The sequence below is a fragment of the Streptomyces sp. NPDC093225 genome (assembly GCF_044753805.1).
In the GTDB taxonomy this organism is placed as follows: domain Bacteria; phylum Actinomycetota; class Actinomycetes; order Streptomycetales; family Streptomycetaceae; genus Streptomyces.
This window is the reverse complement of sequence record NZ_JBIVNX010000005.1, coordinates 90,059-108,964: the sequence shown is the minus strand read 5'-3', so window position 1 is coordinate 108,964 and position 18,906 is coordinate 90,059. Positions and strand designations below refer to the sequence as shown.

The window sequence follows — 18,906 nt, the reverse complement described above, 5'->3', positions numbered from 1 at the left end:
GTAATGGACGGCGAGCCGGTGCCGCTCCCCGCACGGCCGGCGCCGGAGGACCAGCACCTGCGAGGTAGTCCGATGACGGAGATGACGGAACCGAAGGAACTGACGGAGACGGAGACCGCCCCGGCCGTCCCCTTCCCCGCGACCCGCACCTGTCCCTACCACCCGCCCACCGCCTACCGCCCCCTGCGCGAGGGCCCCCCGCTCTCCCGCGTGACCCTCTTCGACGGCCGCACCGTCTGGGCGGTCACCGGCCACGCCCGGGCCCGTGCACTGCTCACGGACCCGCGTCTGTCCACGGACCGCGAGAACCCCGACTTCCCCATCACCTCGGCCCGGTTCAAGGCCCTGACCTTCCGGCGCACCGCCCTGCTCGGGGTGGACGACCCGGAGCACAACGCCCAGCGGCGCGTGCTCATCCCCAGCTTCACCCTCAAGCGGACCGCCGCCCTGCGCCCGCGCATCCAGGACACGGTGGACCGGCTCGTCGACGGCCTGGTTGCGCGCGGCCCCGGCGCCGAACTGGTCGGCGACTTCGCCCTGCCGGTGCCGTCCATGGTGATCTGCGCGCTGCTCGGAGTGCCGTACGAGGACCACGACTTCTTCGAGGGCGCCTCCCGCCGGCTGCTGCGCGGCCCGACGACGGACGACGTGACGGCGGCCCGGGACGCCATCGACGACTACCTGCGCCGGCTGATCGGCCGCAAGCGCGCCGAACCGGGCGAGGGCCTGCTGGACGAGCTGATCGCCCAGCGGCTGGAGACCGGGGAGACGGACGTCGAGGAGCTCGTGGCACTGGCCGCGATCCTGCTGGTGGCGGGGCACGAGACCACCGCGAACATGATCTCTCTCGGTACCTTCACCCTGCTGCGCCATCCCGAGCGGCTGGCCGAGCTGCGGGCCGAACCGGTCCTGGTCGGCGAGGTCGTGGAGGAGCTGATGCGGTACCTGTCCATCGCGGACGGGATGCTGCGGGTGGCCACCGCGCCGATCGAGGTCGACGGGACGGTGATCCGGCCGGGCGACGGGGTGGTGTTCCCCACCTCGGTCATCAACCGCGACGCCACGGTGTACGCCGACCCGGACGACCTGGACTGGCACCGGCCGACCCGGCACCACCTGGCGTTCGGCTTCGGCATCCACCAGTGCCTGGGCCAGAACCTGGCCCGGGCCGAGATGGAGATCGCCCTGGGCACGCTGTTCGAACGGCTGCCGGGCCTGCGGCTGGCGGCCGACCCGGACACGATCCCGTTCAAGCCGGGCGACACGATCCAGGGGATGCTCGAGCTCCCCGTGACCTGGTGAGGGGCGGGAGCACCGTGCACATCGACATCGACCACGGCGTCTGCATCGGGGCCGGCCAGTGCGCGCTGACCGCGCCGGAGGTGTTCGCCCAGGACGACGACGGGTTCAGCACCCTGCTGCCGGGGCGCGAGGACGGCCACGGCAGCCCGTTGGTCCGCGAGGCGGTCCGCGCCTGCCCCGTCGCGGCCATCGCCGTACGCGGCTCCTGACGCCACCCGTCAGACGCGCGGCCGGCCCCTGAGGGGGAAGTCCCAGGGGCCGGCCGGTCCGGGTGGCGTACGCGGTGCGGTACGCAGTGCAGTACGCGGTGCCGTAGGTGGTGCGGTACGTGGTGCTACGCGGTGCCGTACGCGACGCCGCGGCGCGGGTCAGCCGAAGGACCAGCGCTGGGCGGCCGAGTCGTCGCAGTTCGCCCGGGTCAGCCTGGTCCCGTTCGCGGATCCGGCGGCGTTCAGGCACCGGCCCGCGTTGCGCAGGGAGCCCTGGGGGCCGGGCTGCCAGGACTGGCCGGCGCTGCCGTCGCACGCCTGGACGGTGATCCGGGCGGCCGCGGCGCCGTCGATGCAGACTCCGGACAGCCCGGTCAGGCGGCCGTCGGCGTGCAGCGTCCAGCGCTGGTTGGGCCCGCCGTGGCAGCTGTAGAGCGTGGGTTCGGTACCGGGGGCGGTCGCGCTGTGGGGCAGGTCCACGCACGTCCCCGAGGCGCCGTTGACGAGGGCGGCGTCGACGGGGAGCGCGGCGGCCCGGCCGGTCGCGGTGATCTCGGCGGCACTGGTCCAGGGCCCGCGTCCGCCGGCTTCGGTCAGGGCGCGCAGCCGCAGGTAGCGGCCGGTCTTCGCGGCCAGCGGCACGGACGTGGCCGCCGCCGTGTCGGCGAAGGTGCCGGTGGCCACCGGGGAGCCCCAGTCGGCGGTGGTGTCCGACAGGTAGACCTCGTAGGAGCCGATGCGCCCGTTCACCCCGCCGTCCTGCCGGGGGAGGTGGCCCAGGGAGTCGACGGCGTAACGGGCCCCGAGGTCGATCAGGATCTCGTGCGGGAGGGCCGCCGGGGTGCCCGAGGACCAGGCGGTGTGCCAGAGGGTGGCGGGGTCGCCGTCGATCGCGTTCGCCGCGGCCCCGTTCTCGGCGGCCGTCTCCTGGCTGTCGGCGCGGACCACCGACCAGCCGGTGCGCGGGATCGGAGCCGAGGACGGGACCGGGTCGGCGGCCGGGATCCGGGTGCCCGCGGCGGTGACCGTGAAGGCGCCGGACTTCTGCCCGGTCTTGACCCACAGGACGCCGCCGCGGTCGGCCGGGTCGAAGAACCAGCCGGTGGCGGCGGCGTCGTACGCGCTCCTGCCGGGCTGGGCGGGCAGGGCCGCGCCGTCCGCGGTCACGCCGGTGGGCGCGGCCGCCACGTGCAGGCCGAGCTCGTAGCCGCGCGCGGCGGGCTTGCCCGTGTACGAGCCGTTCGCCGCGCCCACCGTGACGGTGACGTCCCCGGTGCCGGCGGCGGGCGCGCCGACGTCCACCTTCTGGCGGGCGAAGGCGCCGCTCTGGTAGGCGCGGGTCAGGCCGTCGTCCTCGTACAGGGTGAAGGTCGAGTTGCCGCGGGGGTGGATGTCGTAGGTGAGGGTGGAGACGGGCTTCTCCCCCGCGTAGTTCATCGTGGGCCACATCGGAACGATCGCGCCGCCCTTGACGAACAGGGGCAGGGTGTCGAGCGGCGCGGCGTAGCCGTTGAGCCAGCCGGGTCCGGCGTAGGTCTTCCCGGTCCAGTAGTCGGTCCAGGTGCCGGCGGGCAGGTAGATGCCGTCGCGGGTGGTGGTGTCGGAGACGACGGGGGCGACGAGGAAGGAGTCGCCGGCCAGGAACTGGCCGCTGGTCAGGTTGCCGCGGGCGACCGGGTCGTCGGGGTAGTCGAGGACCAGGGCGCGGGTGCTGGGCACGCCGGTGTCGTGGGCGGTGCGGCTCATCGTGTACAGGTACGGGGTCAGCCGCATCTTGAGCTGGAGGTACTTGCGGTTGATGGACAGGTAGGGCTCGGCGAAGCGCCAGGGCTGCTTGTCCTGGTAGCCGGCGGCGGGGTTGGTGGCGCCCCAGCCGGACATGGTCATGAAGGCCGGGGTGAAGGCCTTCCACTGGAGGTCGCGGACGTACGTCCTGGGGCTGCCGCCGAAGATGCCGTCCACGTCGCCGGAGGCGTAGTTGAGCCCCGAGAGGCCCGCGCCGGCGATGGCGGGCACGTGCCAGCGCATGTCGTCCCAGGTGCCGTAGGTGTCGCCGGTCCAGACGACGGCGTTGCGCTGGGTGCCGGCCCAGCCGTCGACGGTCCACACGAAGCGGCGGGCGTCGGAGTTCTTCTCGATGCCGTCGACGGCCTGTTTCACCCCGTCGAAGGCGGTCTTGTAGCCGCCGCCGATCCACGCGACGTCGGTCTTCACGCCGCGGGTGCCGGCGGTGCCCACCTCGTCGGCGATGCCGGACAGGCCGGTGGAGGTCCACAGGCCGGTGCGGAAGCCGCGGGCCTTGAGGGCGTCGACGGTGGACTTGAGGGGTTGGGTGTAGCCGCAGCCGTAGCCGTCGTTGGGCAGGAACCAGCCGGAGGGCATGTCGGCGGCGCGGGCGTCGTCGGCGTACCCGACCACGTCGGGGGTGGTCTGGTGGCGCAGCCGGTCGTGGTCGCCCTGATAGGCGGGGTTGGAGGCGTTGAAGCAGTCGGCGTTGCCGAGTTCGAAGCCCCACAGCGGTGCCATGAAGGGCTTGCCGCTGACGTCGGTGTAGGCGTCGAGGACGGACTTCAGGCCGTCGCCGGTGAAGTACCAGGCGTCGAACCGGGTCTCGTTGTGGGTGAAGGCGCCCGGTGCGGTGAAGGCGTACGAGCCGGGGGCCCAGGTGTTGCGCATGACGCCGTAGCCGTTGGTGGACATGTAGAACGGCGCGGGGCTGGCGTTGTTGTTCTCGCGCCACTTGTTGTCCACCGCCACGGGCACGGTCTTGCCGCGCAGCGCCCATTCGCCGAGCCGCAGGCCGGTGCCGTAGAACTGCTCGTCCGCGCCCGTGGCGAGGTACTGCGTGGTCTTTCCGCCGGACCAGGAGACGGGCTGGGTCTCCTGCCAGACGGGGGTGGTGTTGTCCGGGCGGTAGACGGAGAAGCGCAGCGGCGACTTGTTGACGCGGATGACGAGGGACGGCGTGGTGATCTTGTAGTACGTACCGGCGTCCGCGGACGTGGCGGGCACGGAGCCGAAGTCGGTGGTGACGGCGAGGTCGGAGCCGGCCGGGTCGTCGGTGAACGATCCGTCGGGCGAGAGCCAGAGCCGGAAGATGTCGGAGCGGGCGACGACCACGCGGGCCCGGGCGTTGGTGGACGTGGTCACGGTGAAGGTGGTGCCGGACTGGCTGATGCCGGTGGCGTTGCCGGCCGTGGCGGCCGGGGCGGCGGTGGCGGGGCCCGCGGGCCCGGCGGTGGCCAGGGCCGTGGCGGCGAGGGCGGTCGCGAGGGCGGCGCCGAGCGCCCGGAGGCGTCCGCGGCGCCGGTGCGGGGGCGGCGCTCCCCTGCTCCCGCCGAGCCGTGCGCGCTGAAGACCGAGTCTCATGGGGCAGCTCCTCGTGCGGTCCGGGCATGGCGGGGCCGGGGCCGGAGCCGGGACCGCGCACCACACCGTGCGTTGGGCATGCGCATGGCAACATAGCGCGCCGACGGCCCAGTTTGGAGATTGCTGCTTGAAACTGCACCGAAACGAGCAGTTTCAAGCAAGCGGAGGGTGGCGGTCCTGCGTGTGTCGCCTGCGCGGGCCGGACACGCGAAAGGGCCGGCCGGCCGATCACGGGGATCGGCCGGCCGGCCCGGGGGCGGCCCGCCCCGCGCCCTCAGGGGCGCGCGACGGAACGGTGCTGCCGGGTCGGCCTCGTCTCGGAGGTGACGCGGAAGCGGCTCAGCAGCGGCTCAGAAGCGGTTCGGAGCGGCCGGGAAGGGGCCGGGCACCGCGCCGGAGAGCGGGTTGCGCTGGCCGGAGGAGGTGGTCCGGCAGGTGATGTCGGCCTTGGGCAGCTTGCCCGTGGTCAGGTAGGCGTCGATCGGGGCGTTGGCGCAGGAGCCCGGCGTCAGGTAGACGCCGTGGCCCTCGCCGCCGAGGGCCAGGACCATCTTCGAGCCCTTGAGTGCGCGGTGCAGGCCCTTGCCGCTGGCCAGCGGGGTCTGGGAGTCCCACTCGTTCTGGACGGTGAGCACCTTGGCGGTACCGGTCATCGGGGTCTCGGCCTCGATGTTCTTGCCCCAGAACGCGCAGGGCAGGATGTTGGAGGCGATGTCGCCGTACAGCGGGTAGCGGGCCTTGTCGCGGAGGGCGTCCCGGCGGTACTGCGCCGGGTCCTTCGGCCAGGAGCGGGTGTCGCCGCAGGCGACGGCCCAGAAGACGGCGGTGCCGTTGTCGGCCGGCGCCTCGGCGGCGGTCCGCGCCGGGGTCGGCAGCATCGGCAGCGCGGCGGCACCGACGTGCTGGCCCGCGGCGGCCTTCTTCAGCTCCACGACCGCCTCGGCGGCCGACTTCGGGCTGAAGAACGCGCCGCGCAGGTAGCTGCGGATGTCGTCACCGGTCAGCTTCTGGCCCTGGATCGGGATCGGCTTGCGGTTGGCCTGGGCGACCAGGCCGTAGAAGGTCTTCGACACCGCGGCCGGCGTGCTGCCCAGCTTGTACGTGCGGTTGCGGGCGGCGGTCCACTTGGCCCACCGGTCGTAGGCCGGCTCCGCGCCGGAGGCCCACACCTGGATCATGCCGCGCCAAATCCGGGCCGGGTCGACGGCGCTGTCGAGGACGACGCGGTCGGTCCGGGTCGGGAACATCTGCGCGTACACGGCGCCCAGGTAGGTGCCGTACGAGTAGCCCAGGTACGAGATCGTGCGCTCGCGGAGGACCGAGCGGACGACGTCCATGTCGCGCGCGGTGTTGCGGGTGGTGATGTACGGCAGCAGGTCACCGGACGTGGCACGGCACTTGGCCGCGACGGACTTGGCCCAGGCCGTGTCGCGGGCGAAGGTCTCGCGCTTGTACGGGCGGTCCCAGCGCTGCTCGGCGTCGTTGAGCCCGCAGCTGATGGGGGTGCTCCTGCCGACGCCGCGCGGGTCGAAGCCGACCAGGTCGTACTGCTCCTTGACCTTCTTCGGCAGCGCGTCGCCGAGGAACAGCGGCAGGTCCAGGCCGGAGCCGCCGGGGCCGCCGGGGTTCAGCAGCAGGACGCCGTGGCGCTTGGCGGGGTTGCTGCTCTTGAGCCGCGATATGGCGAGGTCGATCTTGCGGCCCTCGGGGTGCCGGTAGTCGAGGGGCACCTTGATCGTGGCGCACTGGTACGCGGCGGGCGCGTGGGAGTCGCACCGGTGCCAGGCCGGCTTCTGCGTGAGGTACCCGGGAGCGCCGGCGGCCTGGGCCTGCGCGGGGGCGAGTGCGGGGATCGTGGTCGCGAAGAGTCCCGCGGCGAGCAGCGGGGCGTATCGGCGCATGCGCACGAAGGCCGTTCCTTTCGATGATGTACGGACGCCACAACCCTGTTACATGCCGGAGCCACGCGAATCATCCCCGAGGGCGGATCGCGCGTACGACTCGGGATGGAGAGGAATCCGGCAAGTGGCCGAAACCGTACGATCCTTGGGCGCACGGGGGAGCGTGACCCCCGGGCTGCGGCACCTGACAGGATCGGGCCATGACAGATCAGTCCGCGGGCCCGGTTCCGTCCGGCCGCCGCATCCTCTTCGACGTCGACGGCACCCTCGTCGACGCCCTCGACAACCAGCGCCGCGTGTGGCGCACTTGGGCCCTGGGACACGGGTTGGACGCGGACGAGGTGTACGCGGTGGCGCTGCGCACCCGTCCGGTCGAGACCTTCGCGCACGTCGCCCCGCACCTGGACCCGCAGGAGTGCCTGGCCGCGCTGCACGCCTTGGAGGACGAGGACGTGCGCAGCGGCACGTACGCGGCGTACCCGGGCGCGCCGGAGCTGCTGACGGCCCTGCCGCCCGGTTCCTGGGCGCTGGTGACCTCCAACTACGAGCACCGGGTCCGGGGCCGGTTCGCCCGCACCGGCCTGCCGGCCCCGGGCCTCGTCGTGGACGCGGCCGCCGTCACCGAGGGCAAGCCCTCCCCCGTGCCGTACCTGCGCGCCGCCGAGCTGCTCGGCGCGGACCCGCAGGACTGCCTGGTCGTCGAGGACGCGCCGTCCGGCGTGCGGTCGGGGCTGGCCGCGGGGATGACGGTCTGGGGGGTGAACTCCCCCGTCGCGCAGGAGGGGGTGCACCGCCACTTCGCCACCCTCGGGGCGGCGGCCGCGGAGATCCTCGCCTTCGCCGCGGCGGGCTGACCCGGCCGGGGATCCGGCGGCCTGCGGACCGGCCGCCGCCCGGTCGCCCCGGAACGTGCGGAGGTCCGCGGTCCGTCAGTCGAGGACCGGGTGCAGTTCCGGGTGGGCGTCCCACCAGGCGCGGTGGAAGGGGTTGTTGTCGACCTGGGCCAGGTACGCCCGGCCGGCGGCGCGGTAGAGCAGTTCGGCCTGGGCGGCCGGGACGGCCGCGCGGTTCCAGGCGAGCCGGATCCGGCCGGTGATCGGGCTGCCGGCCAGCGGCCGCAGGACGGTGCCCTCGGCCGCCGGCGCGGTGGGCTGGCTGACCGAGACGGCCCGGCCGGCCGCGATCAGGTCCCAGTGCATCTTCCGGTCGGTGATCCGGTAGCGCAGCGACGGGGTGAAGCCGGCCCGCGCGCAGGCGGCGACCAGCGCCTCGGGCCCGCCGTCGTCGTCCTCCAGCAGGGTCATCCAGGGCTCCTCGGCGAGATCGGCCAGCTCGACCTCCGTCCGCGCGGCGAGCGGGTGGTCGGCGGGCAGCCGTACGCAGAACGGCTCGCGGGGGATGAGCGTACGGGCCAGCACCCCCTCGGGCAGCGGTACTTCGTGGTCGTTGACCTCGCCGTACAGGACGGCGTCGTACCGTCCGGAGCCCAGCAGCCGGGCCAGTGCGGTGACCGAGTGCTCCACGTCGACGGTGATCTCCCGCCCGGCCAGCTCCCGCTCGATCTGCTCCAGCAACCCGTCGAGCAGCACCAGCAGGATGCAGCCGAGCCGCAGCGGCGTACCGGGCGCGACGGCGCGGGCGCCGGCGGTCAGGTCCTCCATCTCGCTGAGCACCCGGCGCGCCTTGGCGAGCACGAACTGGCCGAGCGCCGTGGGCTCCACGCCGTGCCGGCCGCGTACGAACAACTCCCCGCCCGCGACCCGCTCGATGCGCCGCAACTGCGCCGAGAGGGCTGGCTGGGAGACGCCCAGCCGACTCGCCGCGCGCCCCAGGCTGCCCGCTTCGGCAATCCGGCAGACGGCTTCCAGATGCCTCAATTCCAGCTGCATTTCAGCAGGTTACGCAAGGGGTGGACGGCACACCATAACTCCCGCGTTATGACGCGCGAGATGTCCCTGTCCGGTCATGAGCACGCCCATACTCGGCGGCGACCCCAGACGGGAACCGGCCGAATCGCAGGCCGTGTTCCCCGAGCCTCCCCCACGAACGGAGTGGACGTGCACCGCACCAGACTGACGGCCACCGTGGCAGCCATGGCGCTGACCGCGAGCCTCGCCGGCGCCCTCGCCGGCGCGGCGTCGGCCGCCGCCCCCACCCCTTCGCCCGTGCCTCCCCAGCAGGGCAAGTCGCTCGCACTCGCGGCCGCCGACCGCGCGGCGAGCAGCGGTCTCGACGGGCTTCGCCACGGCAGCGACGAGGACCTCGTCCGCACGTCGGTGACCCCCTGGGCCAACGGCCTCTTCTACGCGGCCTACCAGCGAACCTACCGCGGCCTGCCGGTGGTCGGCGGCGACGCGGTGGTGCTTTCGGACAGCAGGGGCACGGTCCGCGACGTGGCGGCCGCGCCCGCCCCCGCCATCAAGGTCGGCACCACGGCGAAGGTCTCCGCCGCCACCGCCCTGGCCACCGCGCGGAGGCAGCTGCACCGCGTGGAGAGCGCGACCGGGCCCGCCCTGACCGTGCTCCTCAAGGACGGCAGGGCGCTGCTCGCCTGGCACACCCGTGTCAGCGGCCGCACCGCGAGGAACGCCCCGAGCGTGCTCGACACGTACGTCGACGCGCGGACCGGGAAGATAGCCCGCGCCGACCAGAAGGTGTCCGACGCCGAGGGCCGCGGCTACCACAACGGCACGGTGACCATCGACACCGCCGCCTCCTCGATGACCGACCCGAACCGCTCCGGCTTCCAGTGCGGCGGCCAGACCGGCGGTGCCTACACCGGCTCCTCGCCGTGGGGCAACGGCACGGCCAACAACCTGGTCACCGCGTGCGTGGACATCATGTACGCGGCCCAGAAGGAACACTCCATGCTCAAGGAGTGGTTCGGCTACAACGGCCAGAACGGCCAGGGCTCGATGGTCCCGGCCCGGGCCGGCCTCGGCGAGGTCAACGCGTACTACGACGGCACGAAGACCACGTACGGCCACAACCAGAACTCCACGATGCAGCTCACCGGCATCGACGTGGTGGCGCACGAGTACGGCCACGAGGTCTTCGACAAGACCCCGGGCGGCTCCGGCTCCAGCAACGAGAACGGGGGCATGAACGAGTCGACCGGCGACATCTTCGGCGCCCTCACCGAGGCGTACGCCAACAACCCCAACGACACCCCGGACTACACCGTCGGCGAGAAGCTCGACTTCCTGGGCGACGGCAAGCCGATCCGGTACATGTACAACCCGTCGGTGGCCGGCGACCCCAACTGCTACCCGCAGCTGAACTCGAACACCGAGGTGCACGCCGCGGCCGGCCCGCAGAACCACTGGTTCTACCTGCTGGCCGAGGGCTCCAACCCCGGGGGCGGCAAGCCGAGCAGCCCCATCTGCTCGGGCGGCCCGTCGTCCGTGACCGGCATCGGCATCCAGAAGGCCGGCAAGGTCTTCATGGGCGCGCTGCTGAGCAAGACCTCCTCGTGGAACCACCCCGCCGCCCGCCGGGCGACGCTGGCGAGCGCGAAGAACACCTACGGCAGCGTCGAGTGCAACGCGGTCAAGGCGGCCTGGAACGCGGTCGGCGTGCCGGCGCAGTCCGGTGAGACTGACTGCGGAGGCACCACCCAGCCCGACTTCTCGCTGGCCCTGAGCCCGACCAGCGGCTCGGTGCAGGCGGGCGCCTCGGTCACCTCGACCGTGAGCACCCAGACCACCGGTGGCGCGGCGCAGAAGGTGGCGCTCTCCGCCTCCGGCGCGCCGAGCGGGGTCATGGTCTCCTTCAGCCCGGACGCGGTGACCTCGGGCGGCTCGTCGACGATGACCGTCGCGGCGGCCGCCGGCACGGCGAACGGCTCGTACCAGATCACCGTCAAGGGCACCGGCTCGGTCGAGCACAGCGTCACCTACAACCTGACCGTCGGCAGCACCCAGCCGCCGACCGGTTGCGACAACACCCAGTACACCTACCAGGGCACGCTGAGCTCCGGCCAGGCCCAGGTCCAGCCGAACGGCTCGTACTACTACTCGAGCCGGTCCGGCACCCACGTGGGCTGCCTGCGCGGCCCGGCCGGCACCGACTTCGACCTGTACCTGCAGAAGTGGAACGGCTCCACGTGGGTGGACGTGGCCGTGTCCGGCGACGAGGGCGCGGACGAGGACATCAGCTACTACGGTTCGGCCGGCTACTACCGCTACCTGGTGCACGCCTACAGCGGCTCCGGCTCCTACACGCTGGGCCTGACCGCGCCGTGATCCGGCACCCGGTCGACTAGCCCAGCCAGCAGGGGGAAGGGCGCCCCCGGCCGCACGCGCGGCCGGGGGCGCTCCCGCGTCAGGCGCTGTCCGGGCCGCCCGGCACGTGGCCCGGCGTGAGGAGCGCGGCGATGCGGTGCTGGATCTCCTCGGCGGGGTTGACGAGGTCGGTGTCCGGGCCCTCGGTGGCGGACACCGCGACCGCCAGGTCGCTCCCGGGGAAGTAGGCCGAGATGGCCGCGTACCCGGTGAACGACGGGTTCGTGTAGATCCAGTCGTGGTCGACGATGAAGCCCATCCCGAAGTGCCAGCGCTCGGTGTTGCGCAGGCAGACGGTCTTGGGGCAGGTGCGGGTCTCGTGGCCGAGGCCCACGGTGCCGGGGTCGAGCTGGGTCGCGAAGGCCTCGGGCGAGAGCAGCTCGCCGCGGCCGATGCCCCGGGCCGAGCGGGCCAGGTCGCAGATGTGACTGGTCAGGACCGCGCCGGGGGCGGTGGTCCAGGACGGGTTCCAGTAGGTGGTCTCCTCGTACGTCCCGCGGCCGGAGCTGAACGCGTGCAGGACGGGGGGCGGCGCGATCTCGGGAGTGAAGGAGTTGCGGGTGTCCGGCAGGCCCAGCGGACCCGTGACGCGCCGGCGCAGCAGGTGGTCGAGCCGGATGCCGGTGATCTTCTCCAGGGCGGCGCCGAGCAGGACGAAGTTGGCGTGCGAGTAGCTGAAGTTGGTGCCCGGCTCGTACCAGAGGTCGTGGGCGGTGGAGATCCCGACGAGCTCCTGCGGGGTCCAGTGCCGGAAGGGGTGCGCCCCCAGCTCCGCGAGGAAGACCGGGTCGGTGACGTAGTCGTGCAGGCCGGAGGTGCTGTTGCCGAGCATGCGCAGGGTGATCTCCTTCGCGTGCGGCAGGTCGGGCAGCCAGCGCGCGACCGGGTCGTCGAGCGAGACCCGGCCCTCGTCGACGAGTTGCAGCAGGACGGTGCCCATGTACTCGATGCCCACCGAACCGACGCGCAGGTGCATGTCGGGGGTGGCCGGCACCCCGGTCATCGACTCGCCCATGGCGGCGGTGACCACCTCGCGCCCGCCCCGCGTCACGCGCAGGACGACCGACTTGAGCCCGAGTTCGCCCTGCGCGGTGCGCGCGAGGTCGACGATCGCGCGGGCCTCGCTGCCGCGGGCCGGCCGGGGCGAGTCGACGCAGTTCGGGCGGCCCCCGCCCGGGCCGCCGCCGGCGGCGGCCGCGGTCGTGGCGGCGGGTGGGAGGACCGGCAGGGTCACGGCGATCAGAGTGGCGGCACAGAGCAGCGCCCTGCGGGTTCGGTTCATAGCGGCACTATGCGCCCACCCGCCCCCGCGAACGGAAGGCAACACTCCGCCCATTGGCCCGACCGGGGGCCGCCCGGCGAGCGCCCCCGCGGTCCGGCCGGCGGTGCGGGCCGCCCCGCCCCGCGGCCGGGCGGTCCGCCGACCGCGGATACGGTGGGGCCCGGACATCCGTACGAACCACCGGGCGTCCGTACGCACCGGCCGGGCGTCCGCCCGTAGGCCGTGGACCAGCCCCGAAGGAGACCCGGACCCCGTGCCCACCTGGCGCGCCGCGCTCACCGCCGCACAGCTCACCGACCCCGCCCTGCGGGCCGACTGCACGGCCGCCGCCCGGCGCGTGCTGCGCCGCGAGCAGGCCCCCTACCTCGCCCTGCGGCTGCTGGCCGCGCCGGAACTGCAGCCCTGGCTGACGGCCGGCCTGGCCTTCATGAACCTCGTCGACGACGTGGCGGAGAGCGGGGTGCCCGGCGCGCTGGAGGCCCTGACCGGACGGGTGGACCGGGTGCTGGCCGAGGGCGACGATCCGGACCCGGTGGTGCGCGCGTACGCCCACGCGGTCGCCGAACGGGGCCTGCCGACCGAGTGGATCACCCGGTTCCTGGCGGGTGCCGGGACGGCGGAGGCGGGCTTCGCGGGCTTCGCCACCGAGGCGGACTTCCAGGCGTACGTGGACGCGTACGCCTGGCCGGGCGTCGTCGTCTTCACCGGGCTGCAGTACCCGGGCGGGCCGGACCCGGAACAGGCCGCGGGATGGCGGCGGTTCGTGGACGCGGCCCAGCGGGTCGACTTCCTCGCCGACCTCGCCGGGGACCTCGGGGACGGGCGGCTGTGCCTGCCCGCCGAGCGGCTGGCGGCGCACGGCGTGAGCCGCGCCGACTTGGAGGGGGCCGCGGACACGCCCGCGGTCAGGGCGCTGCTGGCGGCGGAGTGCGCCCGGGCGCGGGAGGCGCTGACGGCCGCAGCGGACGTGGTGGACCTCGCGGCACCGGGGCTGCGGCCGGTGGGCCGGGTGATGACGGAGCTGATGGCCCACCAGCTCGCCGCCGTCGAGCGGGCCGGGGCGGGCGCGCTGCGGCGCGACGTCGGGTACGGGGTGGTCGCGCCGCTGCGGATCCTGGGCCGGGCCTGGCGGGAGCGGCGCCGGGCCGCGTGAGGCACCGGATCGCCGGGGGGCACGGCCGGCCAGGGGCACCGGCCCGCTCGAGGCACCGGGCCGCGTCGAGATGCCGCGACCGTTGACCGTCGGGATAATGGTGATCACCGCCCCTCCGCCCGAACCACCGCTCCCCCTGCGCGAGCGGTCGGGGCCCGGCGGGGCTGCACGGCGTCGCCCCGTCCGCGCCGGTGCGCACGTGAACCGATGTCCGGAAGACCAGCAGGAATCCGCTGAGACGTAGGCCATGTCATGGGTGAAACATTCAACGCGGAACAATCGCATGTGGTCGCCACCATCCCGGTGGGGGCGGATCCGGTCGGTGTGGCGGTGGACGTCCACGACCAGGTCTTCGTCACCAACGTCGGCCACCACACCGTGTCGGTGGTCAAGTCCACGACGAACACCGTGACCACGACCGTCAACGTCGGCTTCTGGCCGGAGGGCGTGGCCACCGATCCGCAGTTCGGCGTCTTCGTCGCCGACAACGGCGGGAACGCCGTGTCGGTGATCGACAGGTTCAACGCCCTCGTCGCCACCCTCACCATCGACGGCCCGTCCGGGCCTCCGCCCAACACCACCAGGATCGCCGTCGACCACCTCGCGGGCCGGGCGTACGTGACCAACCGCACCAGCGACACGGTGTCGGCCGTCCACAACGGCGGCACCCCGTTCGTCCTCCCCGAGTTCCAGGTCCTGGGCGCCCTCGGTGTCGCGGTCGATCCCACGGACCACCGCGTGTACGTGACGCAGCCGGAGGCCCACACCGTTTCGGTGATCGACGCCGCCGCCCATGACGTCACGGCGGTCGTCCCGGTCCTGCAGCAACCCACCGGCATCGCGATCGACGCCCCCAGGCATCGGGCGTACGTCGCCAACTCCGGCACCACCGCGGTGTCGGTGATCGATCTGACCACCGGCGGCGTCTCGAACGTGGACGTCGCCGCCCATCCGATCGCCGTGGCGGTCGACGCTCGGGGGGACGCCTACGTCAGCCTGTCCGACGACACGGTGCAGGTGATCGATGCCGGGTCCCACGGCGTCGTCGCCACGGTCCCGGTCGGATCCGGGCCGTCGGGCCTGGCCTTCGAGCCCCACAGCAAGCGCGTCTACGTAGCCAACAGCGGCGACGGCACCCTGTCGGTCATCGACACCGCCGGCGGTTGAGGCGTCGTCACCGCCCGACCGAGGCCGTGCCGAGGTAGAGGGCGCCCATGGGCTTCGGCGCGCCCTCCTCGTAGAAGCGGTCGAGCGAGGTGAGGGTGAAGCCCGCCGCGCGCAGCAGTTCGTCCTGGGGGCGGGTGAGGTGGCAGCCGCCGAAGAGGCGCTTGTTGAGCGGCTCCAGCCGGCGCTGCCAGCGGCGGACGTCCGCGTCCTCGGCCGGGGCCAGACCGTGCTCGAGGAAGTGCAGGGTGCCGCCCGGGCGCAGGACGCGGCGCAGCTCGCGCAGGGCCGCGTCCGGGTCCGGGATCGTGCACAGGGTCCAGGTGCTCAGGGCCGCGTCGAAGGAGTCGTCCTCGAAGGGGAGGTACTGGCCGTCGAGCCCGGCCCGCTGCACGGGCACCGTGGACACGCGGACCCGGTCGGCGGCCAGCCGCCAGGAGACCTCGGAGGGCTCGACCGCGCTGACGGCGGTCACCTCGGGCGGGTAGAAGGGGACGTTGTGCCCGGTGCCGAAGCCGATCTCCACGACCTCGCCCGCCAGGCCCTCGCAGACCCGGCGGCGCATCGGCCGGGTCGTCTTCATCCCGCAGGCCGTGTTGATGATGTGCGGCAGCACCCGGTCGGAGTAGAAGCCCATCTCGCCCTCCGTCCCCCACGGCGTGTCGTGCTTCCCCCTCCAGAATCCCACCGCGGGCGCCGGGCCGCGCCCCCTCGCGCCGGTCGGGGAAACGCCCGAGGGCCGGGGCGGCCGGGGGTGCCGCTCCGGCCCTCGGGCCGCCGCGCTGCCCGTGGGGTCAGGCCTGCGCGTCTTCGGGGATGCTGACCAGCCAGCGGGTGTCCTGCCGCGGCCGCAGGTAGAACAGCCAGTAGAGGGTGGCCACCGCGGTGATGCCGCCGGTCCACAGCAGGTACTCGGTGTCCTGCATGTACAGGACGTACCCGAGGACCGCGATCAGCAGCAGCGGGACGACCGGCCACAGTGGCATCCGCCAGGCGGGGATGTCGCGGTGGGCGCCCCGACGGCTGAACAGGGCGGCCACGGCGACCAGCAGGTACATGCCGGTGACCGAGACGCCGGTGACTCCGTACAGGGTGTCGAGGTTCACGAAGCAGAGCGCCGCGCCGGGAACGCCGACCACCAGGGTGGCGACCCACGGGGAGCCGAACCGGCCGAGACGGGCGAGGGCGTTGTTGACGGGCTCGGGCCAGGCCTTGTCACGGGCGGAGGCGAAGAGCACGCGGGAGTTCTGGATCACCATGACGATGCCCGCGTTGATGATGGCGAGGGCGACGCAGAGGCTGATGAAGGTGCCGACGGCCGAGTTGGACCAGGCCGCGATCATGCCGCTGATGTCGCCGTTGGTCAGGGTCGCCAGGTCGGGGGCGCCCATGGTGATGGCGATGACCGGGACGAGGATGACGGCCGTGGAGATGGCCAGCGTGGCGAGCACGGTGCGGGCCACGTTGCGGCGCGGGTTCTCCAGTTCCTCGGAGAGGTAGACGGCGGTGGAGAAGCCCTGCGTGATGAAGAGGGCGATGGCCAGGCCGGAGATCACCAGGCCCGCGGTGACGGCGGCGTGCGCCCCGCCCTCGCCCGATGCCACGGCACCGTGCACGAGGGTGCCGGTGCCGTGCTCGGAGTGGGCGAAGCCGAGGACCGCGACGACGCCGGCCGCGATGACCTCGAGGACGAGGAAGATGCCGGTGATCCAGGCGTTGGCGCGCAGGTCGAGCAGGCCCGCGAGGGTGGCGAGCAGCATCACCCCGGCGCCCGCCAGCGGGGCCGGGACGTGGACGAGGGGGGCGAGGTAGTCGGCGGTGCCCATGGCGATCACCGGCGGCACGATCATCACCACCAGCAGGGACAGCACGAACACCAGCCAGCCGGCGAGGCGGCCGGCGAGGGTGGAGACGATGGCGTACTCGCCGCCCGCGCTGGGGATGAGGGTGCCCAGCTCGGAGTAGCAGAACGCGACGCCGATGCAGAGCAGCGAGCCGATCGCGATGGTGAGCCAGGTGAAGGTGCCGACGCTGGAGAACAGGTCCGGGACGACCACGAAGAGGGTCGAGGCCGGCGTCACGCACGACAGCGTGAGCAGGGTGCCGCCCACGACACCGATGGAGCGCTTCAGCTTCTGCGGCACGGGGCCGGTCTGGGGGGCCAGCGCGTGCGGGGCGCTGAGGGTGTCGGTCATCTGGCGGTTCCGATCGGCGTGTGCGGTGGTTCAGGGGGTGGGAGCGGTATCGCCTCCGAGGCGGCAGGTGGTCAGGGTGGTTCCAATGGCTCCCGGGCTGAATGGAAGCCTCCGGTGCACCACAGGTCAATGCCTTGCCTGCTGCGGAATCCGTTGCTCTGACACGCCCGCACAGACCAAGAACGCGTTAAGAACGTGCTAAGGCAACGAAAACGGGGTGTGCGGGAACCGCAGTCCGGAGCCCGGGAATTTTCTTCGGTTTTACCGGCGGTAGCCCCCGGGCCCACGGGGCGGTACGGCCTCCCGCGCGCGCCGCGCCGGGCCCGTCCGCGGCACGCGGGGGGCGCGGCCCGGCGGGGCGCGCGGCTTTCCGGGGAGCGGGATGGCAGGAGTAGGGGACATGGGTCTGGGTCGTCGGCAGTTACTGGCAGCTCCGCTCGCCGCCGGTTTCGCGCGCGGCCGCGAGCCGGACCTGGACGCCCTGGCGCGGGGGCTGGACGGGCGGCTGGTCCGGCCCGGCGAGGCGGCGTACGCGGAGGCCCGGCGGCTGTTCCAGCCGCGGCACGACGCGGTGGCCCCGGCGGCCGTGGCGTACCCGGCGCACGAGGACGACGTGGTGACCTGCCTCGACTTCGCCCGCCGCGCCGGACTGCCGGTCGTGGCGCGCGGCGGCGGGCACAGCTACCCGGGCTGGTCGACGGGGACGGGCCTGGTCGTCGACGTCGGGCTGATGGCCGCGGTCGAGCCCGGAACCGGCTCCGCCCGGATCGGGGCGGGCGCCCGGCTGGGCGAGGTCCACGCGGCGCTCGGCGCCCGGGGCGCGGCCCTGCCGGCCGGGCTCTGCCCGTCGGTGGGCATCGCGGGGCTGACCCTCGGCGGCGGCCTGGGCGTGGCCGCCCGGGCGTACGGGGCCACCAGCGACGCGCTCACGGGCGCGCGGGTGGTGACGCCGGACGGGCGGGTGCGCGAGGTGGGCCCGGCGCAGGACGCGGAGCTCTTCTGGGCGCTGCGCGGCGGGGGCGGCGGGAACTTCGGCGTGGTCACCGAGTTCCGGTTCCGGACCTGGCCGGCCGGCGACTGCGGCTTCGCCGAGCTGCACTGGCCGGCGTCGGCGACGGCCGGGCTGGTGGGGGCCTGGCAGCGCTGGTTGGCCGGGCTGGCGGACCCGTTCTGGAGCCAGCTCGAGTTCACCGTGGACGGCGGGGACGACCGGGACGGCCGGGACCGCGGGCCGAACGGCAGGAGCGGCGGGGACGGCAGGCATGGCGGGCACGGGGGACGGAGCGGACGGGGCGACGGCGCGGTGCCCGCGCCCGCCGTGCGGGTGGTGTGCCTGGACGGGCGGGCGGAGCTGGAGGAGGAGCTGGACCGACTGGCCGCGGCGGTCGGCGTGCAGCCGCGCGACCGGTACGTCGTCCGGCGCGGTTACGCCGACACGATGCGGGCGATGGCCGGGTGTCTCGGGTACGCGGCCGCGCAGTGCCGGCTGCCGGGCACGCTGCCGGGGCACGATCCGGCGGGACTGCTGGGGCGCGACTCGTACGCCGGCCGGTCGGACTTCTGGACCGGCGCGGGCCTGCCGCCGGCGGCCGTGGCCGCGCTGCTCGACGCGCTGGCCGGGTACCCGGGGGCGGTGCCGCCGGGCGGGCGGGGGGTGGTGCAGCTGGACGGGGTGTGCGGCGGCGCGCTGAACCGGGTGGGCGTCGCGGAGACCGCCTTCGCCCACCGCTCGTACGGGCTGCTCACCCAGTACCTGGCGTACTGGCCCGCCGGGGCCTCGGCGGCGGAGGCGGCCCGGCACGAGGCCTGGTTGGGCGGGCTGTGGTCCGCGCTGCGGCCGTGGGCGAGCGGGGCGGCTTACCAGAACTACGCCGACCCCGCGCTCACGGACTGGCGCGGGGCCTACTACGGGCCGAACCTGGCCCGCCTGGAAGCGCTGCGCCGCGCCCTGGACCCGGACCGCCTCTTCCGCTTCCCTCAGGCGTTGTGACCCGCCGCCCCTCCGCCGCGCGCGGTGGCCTCGGCCGCCGCCCGCCCGCGCGGTGACC

Annotated in this window: 13 protein-coding genes; 7 read left to right on the top strand and 6 right to left on the bottom strand. The window is 73.8% G+C overall.

The window, feature by feature from the left end:
• The first annotated feature begins 81 nt into the window (after positions 1-81).
• Positions 82-1,302, top strand: a complete 1,221-nt coding sequence (locus tag ACIQCH_RS07375; protein WP_402578897.1) for a cytochrome P450 — start codon at positions 82-84, stop codon at positions 1,300-1,302.
• A gap of 14 nt (positions 1,303-1,316) precedes the next feature.
• Positions 1,317-1,511 carry a ferredoxin gene (locus ACIQCH_RS07370; RefSeq protein ID WP_402578895.1) on the top strand — a complete coding sequence of 65 codons (195 nt, stop codon included), beginning with the start codon at positions 1,317-1,319 and terminating at the stop codon, positions 1,509-1,511.
• A 159-nt stretch (positions 1,512-1,670) separates the two neighbouring features.
• On the opposite strand, the gene ACIQCH_RS07365 is transcribed toward ACIQCH_RS07370, so the two are convergent.
• Both ACIQCH_RS07365 and ACIQCH_RS07360 read right to left on the bottom strand, forming a co-directional pair.
• Positions 1,671-4,880 (bottom strand): TIM-barrel domain-containing protein, encoded by a 3,210-nt coding sequence (locus tag ACIQCH_RS07365; protein WP_402578893.1) that lies wholly within the window; start codon positions 4,878-4,880, stop codon positions 1,671-1,673.
• Between the two features lie 350 nt (positions 4,881-5,230).
• The gene (locus ACIQCH_RS07360; RefSeq protein ID WP_402579159.1) at positions 5,231-6,781 is read right to left on the bottom strand and encodes an alpha/beta hydrolase; all 1,551 of its coding nucleotides are present in this window, start codon (positions 6,779-6,781) and stop codon (positions 5,231-5,233) included.
• 200 nt (positions 6,782-6,981) lie between these two features.
• Between ACIQCH_RS07360 and ACIQCH_RS07355 the strand changes: the two genes are divergently transcribed.
• A complete protein-coding gene (locus tag ACIQCH_RS07355; protein ID WP_402578891.1) occupies positions 6,982-7,635 on the top strand; it encodes an HAD family hydrolase in 654 nt (217 codons plus the stop codon).
• Between the two features lie 75 nt (positions 7,636-7,710).
• Here ACIQCH_RS07355 and ACIQCH_RS07350 read toward each other — a convergent pair whose 3' ends face one another.
• Entirely contained in the window at positions 7,711-8,670 is a 960-nt protein-coding gene (locus ACIQCH_RS07350; protein ID WP_402578889.1) for a LysR family transcriptional regulator, read from the bottom strand.
• A 168-nt stretch (positions 8,671-8,838) separates the two neighbouring features.
• Here ACIQCH_RS07350 and ACIQCH_RS07345 point away from each other — a divergent pair, with 168 nt between their 5' ends.
• Positions 8,839-11,025: a M4 family metallopeptidase gene (locus tag ACIQCH_RS07345; protein WP_402578887.1), complete on the top strand. Its 2,187-nt coding sequence runs from the start codon at positions 8,839-8,841 to the stop codon at positions 11,023-11,025.
• Positions 11,026-11,104: 79 nt separating this feature from the next.
• Here the strand turns inward: ACIQCH_RS07345 and ACIQCH_RS07340 are convergent, their stop codons facing one another.
• Complete coding sequence (locus tag ACIQCH_RS07340) at positions 11,105-12,346, bottom strand: serine hydrolase domain-containing protein (protein ID WP_402578885.1); 1,242 nt, start codon at positions 12,344-12,346, stop codon at positions 11,105-11,107.
• 253 nt (positions 12,347-12,599) lie between these two features.
• On the opposite strand from ACIQCH_RS07340, the gene ACIQCH_RS07335 reads away from it, so the two are divergent.
• Together ACIQCH_RS07335 and ACIQCH_RS07330 are read left to right on the top strand one after the other, a co-directional pair.
• Positions 12,600-13,499: a squalene/phytoene synthase family protein gene (locus ACIQCH_RS07335; RefSeq protein ID WP_402578883.1), complete on the top strand. Its 900-nt coding sequence runs from the start codon at positions 12,600-12,602 to the stop codon at positions 13,497-13,499.
• Between the two features lie 285 nt (positions 13,500-13,784).
• Positions 13,785-14,666 carry a YncE family protein gene (locus tag ACIQCH_RS07330; RefSeq protein ID WP_402578881.1) on the top strand — a complete coding sequence of 294 codons (882 nt, stop codon included), beginning with the start codon at positions 13,785-13,787 and terminating at the stop codon, positions 14,664-14,666.
• A gap of 7 nt (positions 14,667-14,673) precedes the next feature.
• On the opposite strand, the gene ACIQCH_RS07325 is transcribed toward ACIQCH_RS07330, so the two are convergent.
• The gene (locus tag ACIQCH_RS07325) at positions 14,674-15,300 is read right to left on the bottom strand and encodes a class I SAM-dependent methyltransferase (RefSeq protein WP_402578879.1); all 627 of its coding nucleotides are present in this window, start codon (positions 15,298-15,300) and stop codon (positions 14,674-14,676) included.
• 157 nt (positions 15,301-15,457) lie between these two features.
• Complete coding sequence (locus ACIQCH_RS07320) at positions 15,458-16,858, bottom strand: APC family permease (RefSeq protein WP_402578877.1); 1,401 nt, start codon at positions 16,856-16,858, stop codon at positions 15,458-15,460.
• A gap of 400 nt (positions 16,859-17,258) precedes the next feature.
• Between ACIQCH_RS07320 and ACIQCH_RS07315 the strand changes: the two genes are divergently transcribed.
• Positions 17,259-18,848 carry an FAD-binding oxidoreductase gene (locus tag ACIQCH_RS07315; RefSeq protein ID WP_402578875.1) on the top strand — a complete coding sequence of 530 codons (1,590 nt, stop codon included), beginning with the start codon at positions 17,259-17,261 and terminating at the stop codon, positions 18,846-18,848.
• The last annotated feature ends 58 nt before the right edge of the window (positions 18,849-18,906 follow it).

Bases quoted from the DNA above. Each gene is read 5' to 3' on its own strand.
- ACIQCH_RS07350 (WP_402578889.1), bottom strand. From the start codon at position 8,670: ATGCAGCTGGAATTGAGGCATCTGGAAGCCGTCTGCCGGATTGCCGAA.
- ACIQCH_RS07360 (WP_402579159.1), bottom strand. From the start codon at position 6,781: ATGCGCCGATACGCCCCGCTGCTCGCCGCGGGACTCTTCGCGACCACG.
- ACIQCH_RS07340 (WP_402578885.1), bottom strand. From the start codon at position 12,346: ATGAACCGAACCCGCAGGGCGCTGCTCTGTGCCGCCACTCTGATCGCC.
- ACIQCH_RS07355 (WP_402578891.1), top strand. From the start codon at position 6,982: ATGACAGATCAGTCCGCGGGCCCGGTTCCGTCCGGCCGCCGCATCCTC.
- ACIQCH_RS07320 (WP_402578877.1), bottom strand. From the start codon at position 16,858: ATGACCGACACCCTCAGCGCCCCGCACGCGCTGGCCCCCCAGACCGGC.
- ACIQCH_RS07325 (WP_402578879.1), bottom strand. From the start codon at position 15,300: ATGGGCTTCTACTCCGACCGGGTGCTGCCGCACATCATCAACACGGCC.
- ACIQCH_RS07365 (WP_402578893.1), bottom strand. From the start codon at position 4,880: ATGAGACTCGGTCTTCAGCGCGCACGGCTCGGCGGGAGCAGGGGAGCG.
- ACIQCH_RS07375 (WP_402578897.1), top strand. From the start codon at position 82: ATGACGGAACCGAAGGAACTGACGGAGACGGAGACCGCCCCGGCCGTC.
- ACIQCH_RS07315 (WP_402578875.1), top strand. From the start codon at position 17,259: ATGGGTCTGGGTCGTCGGCAGTTACTGGCAGCTCCGCTCGCCGCCGGT.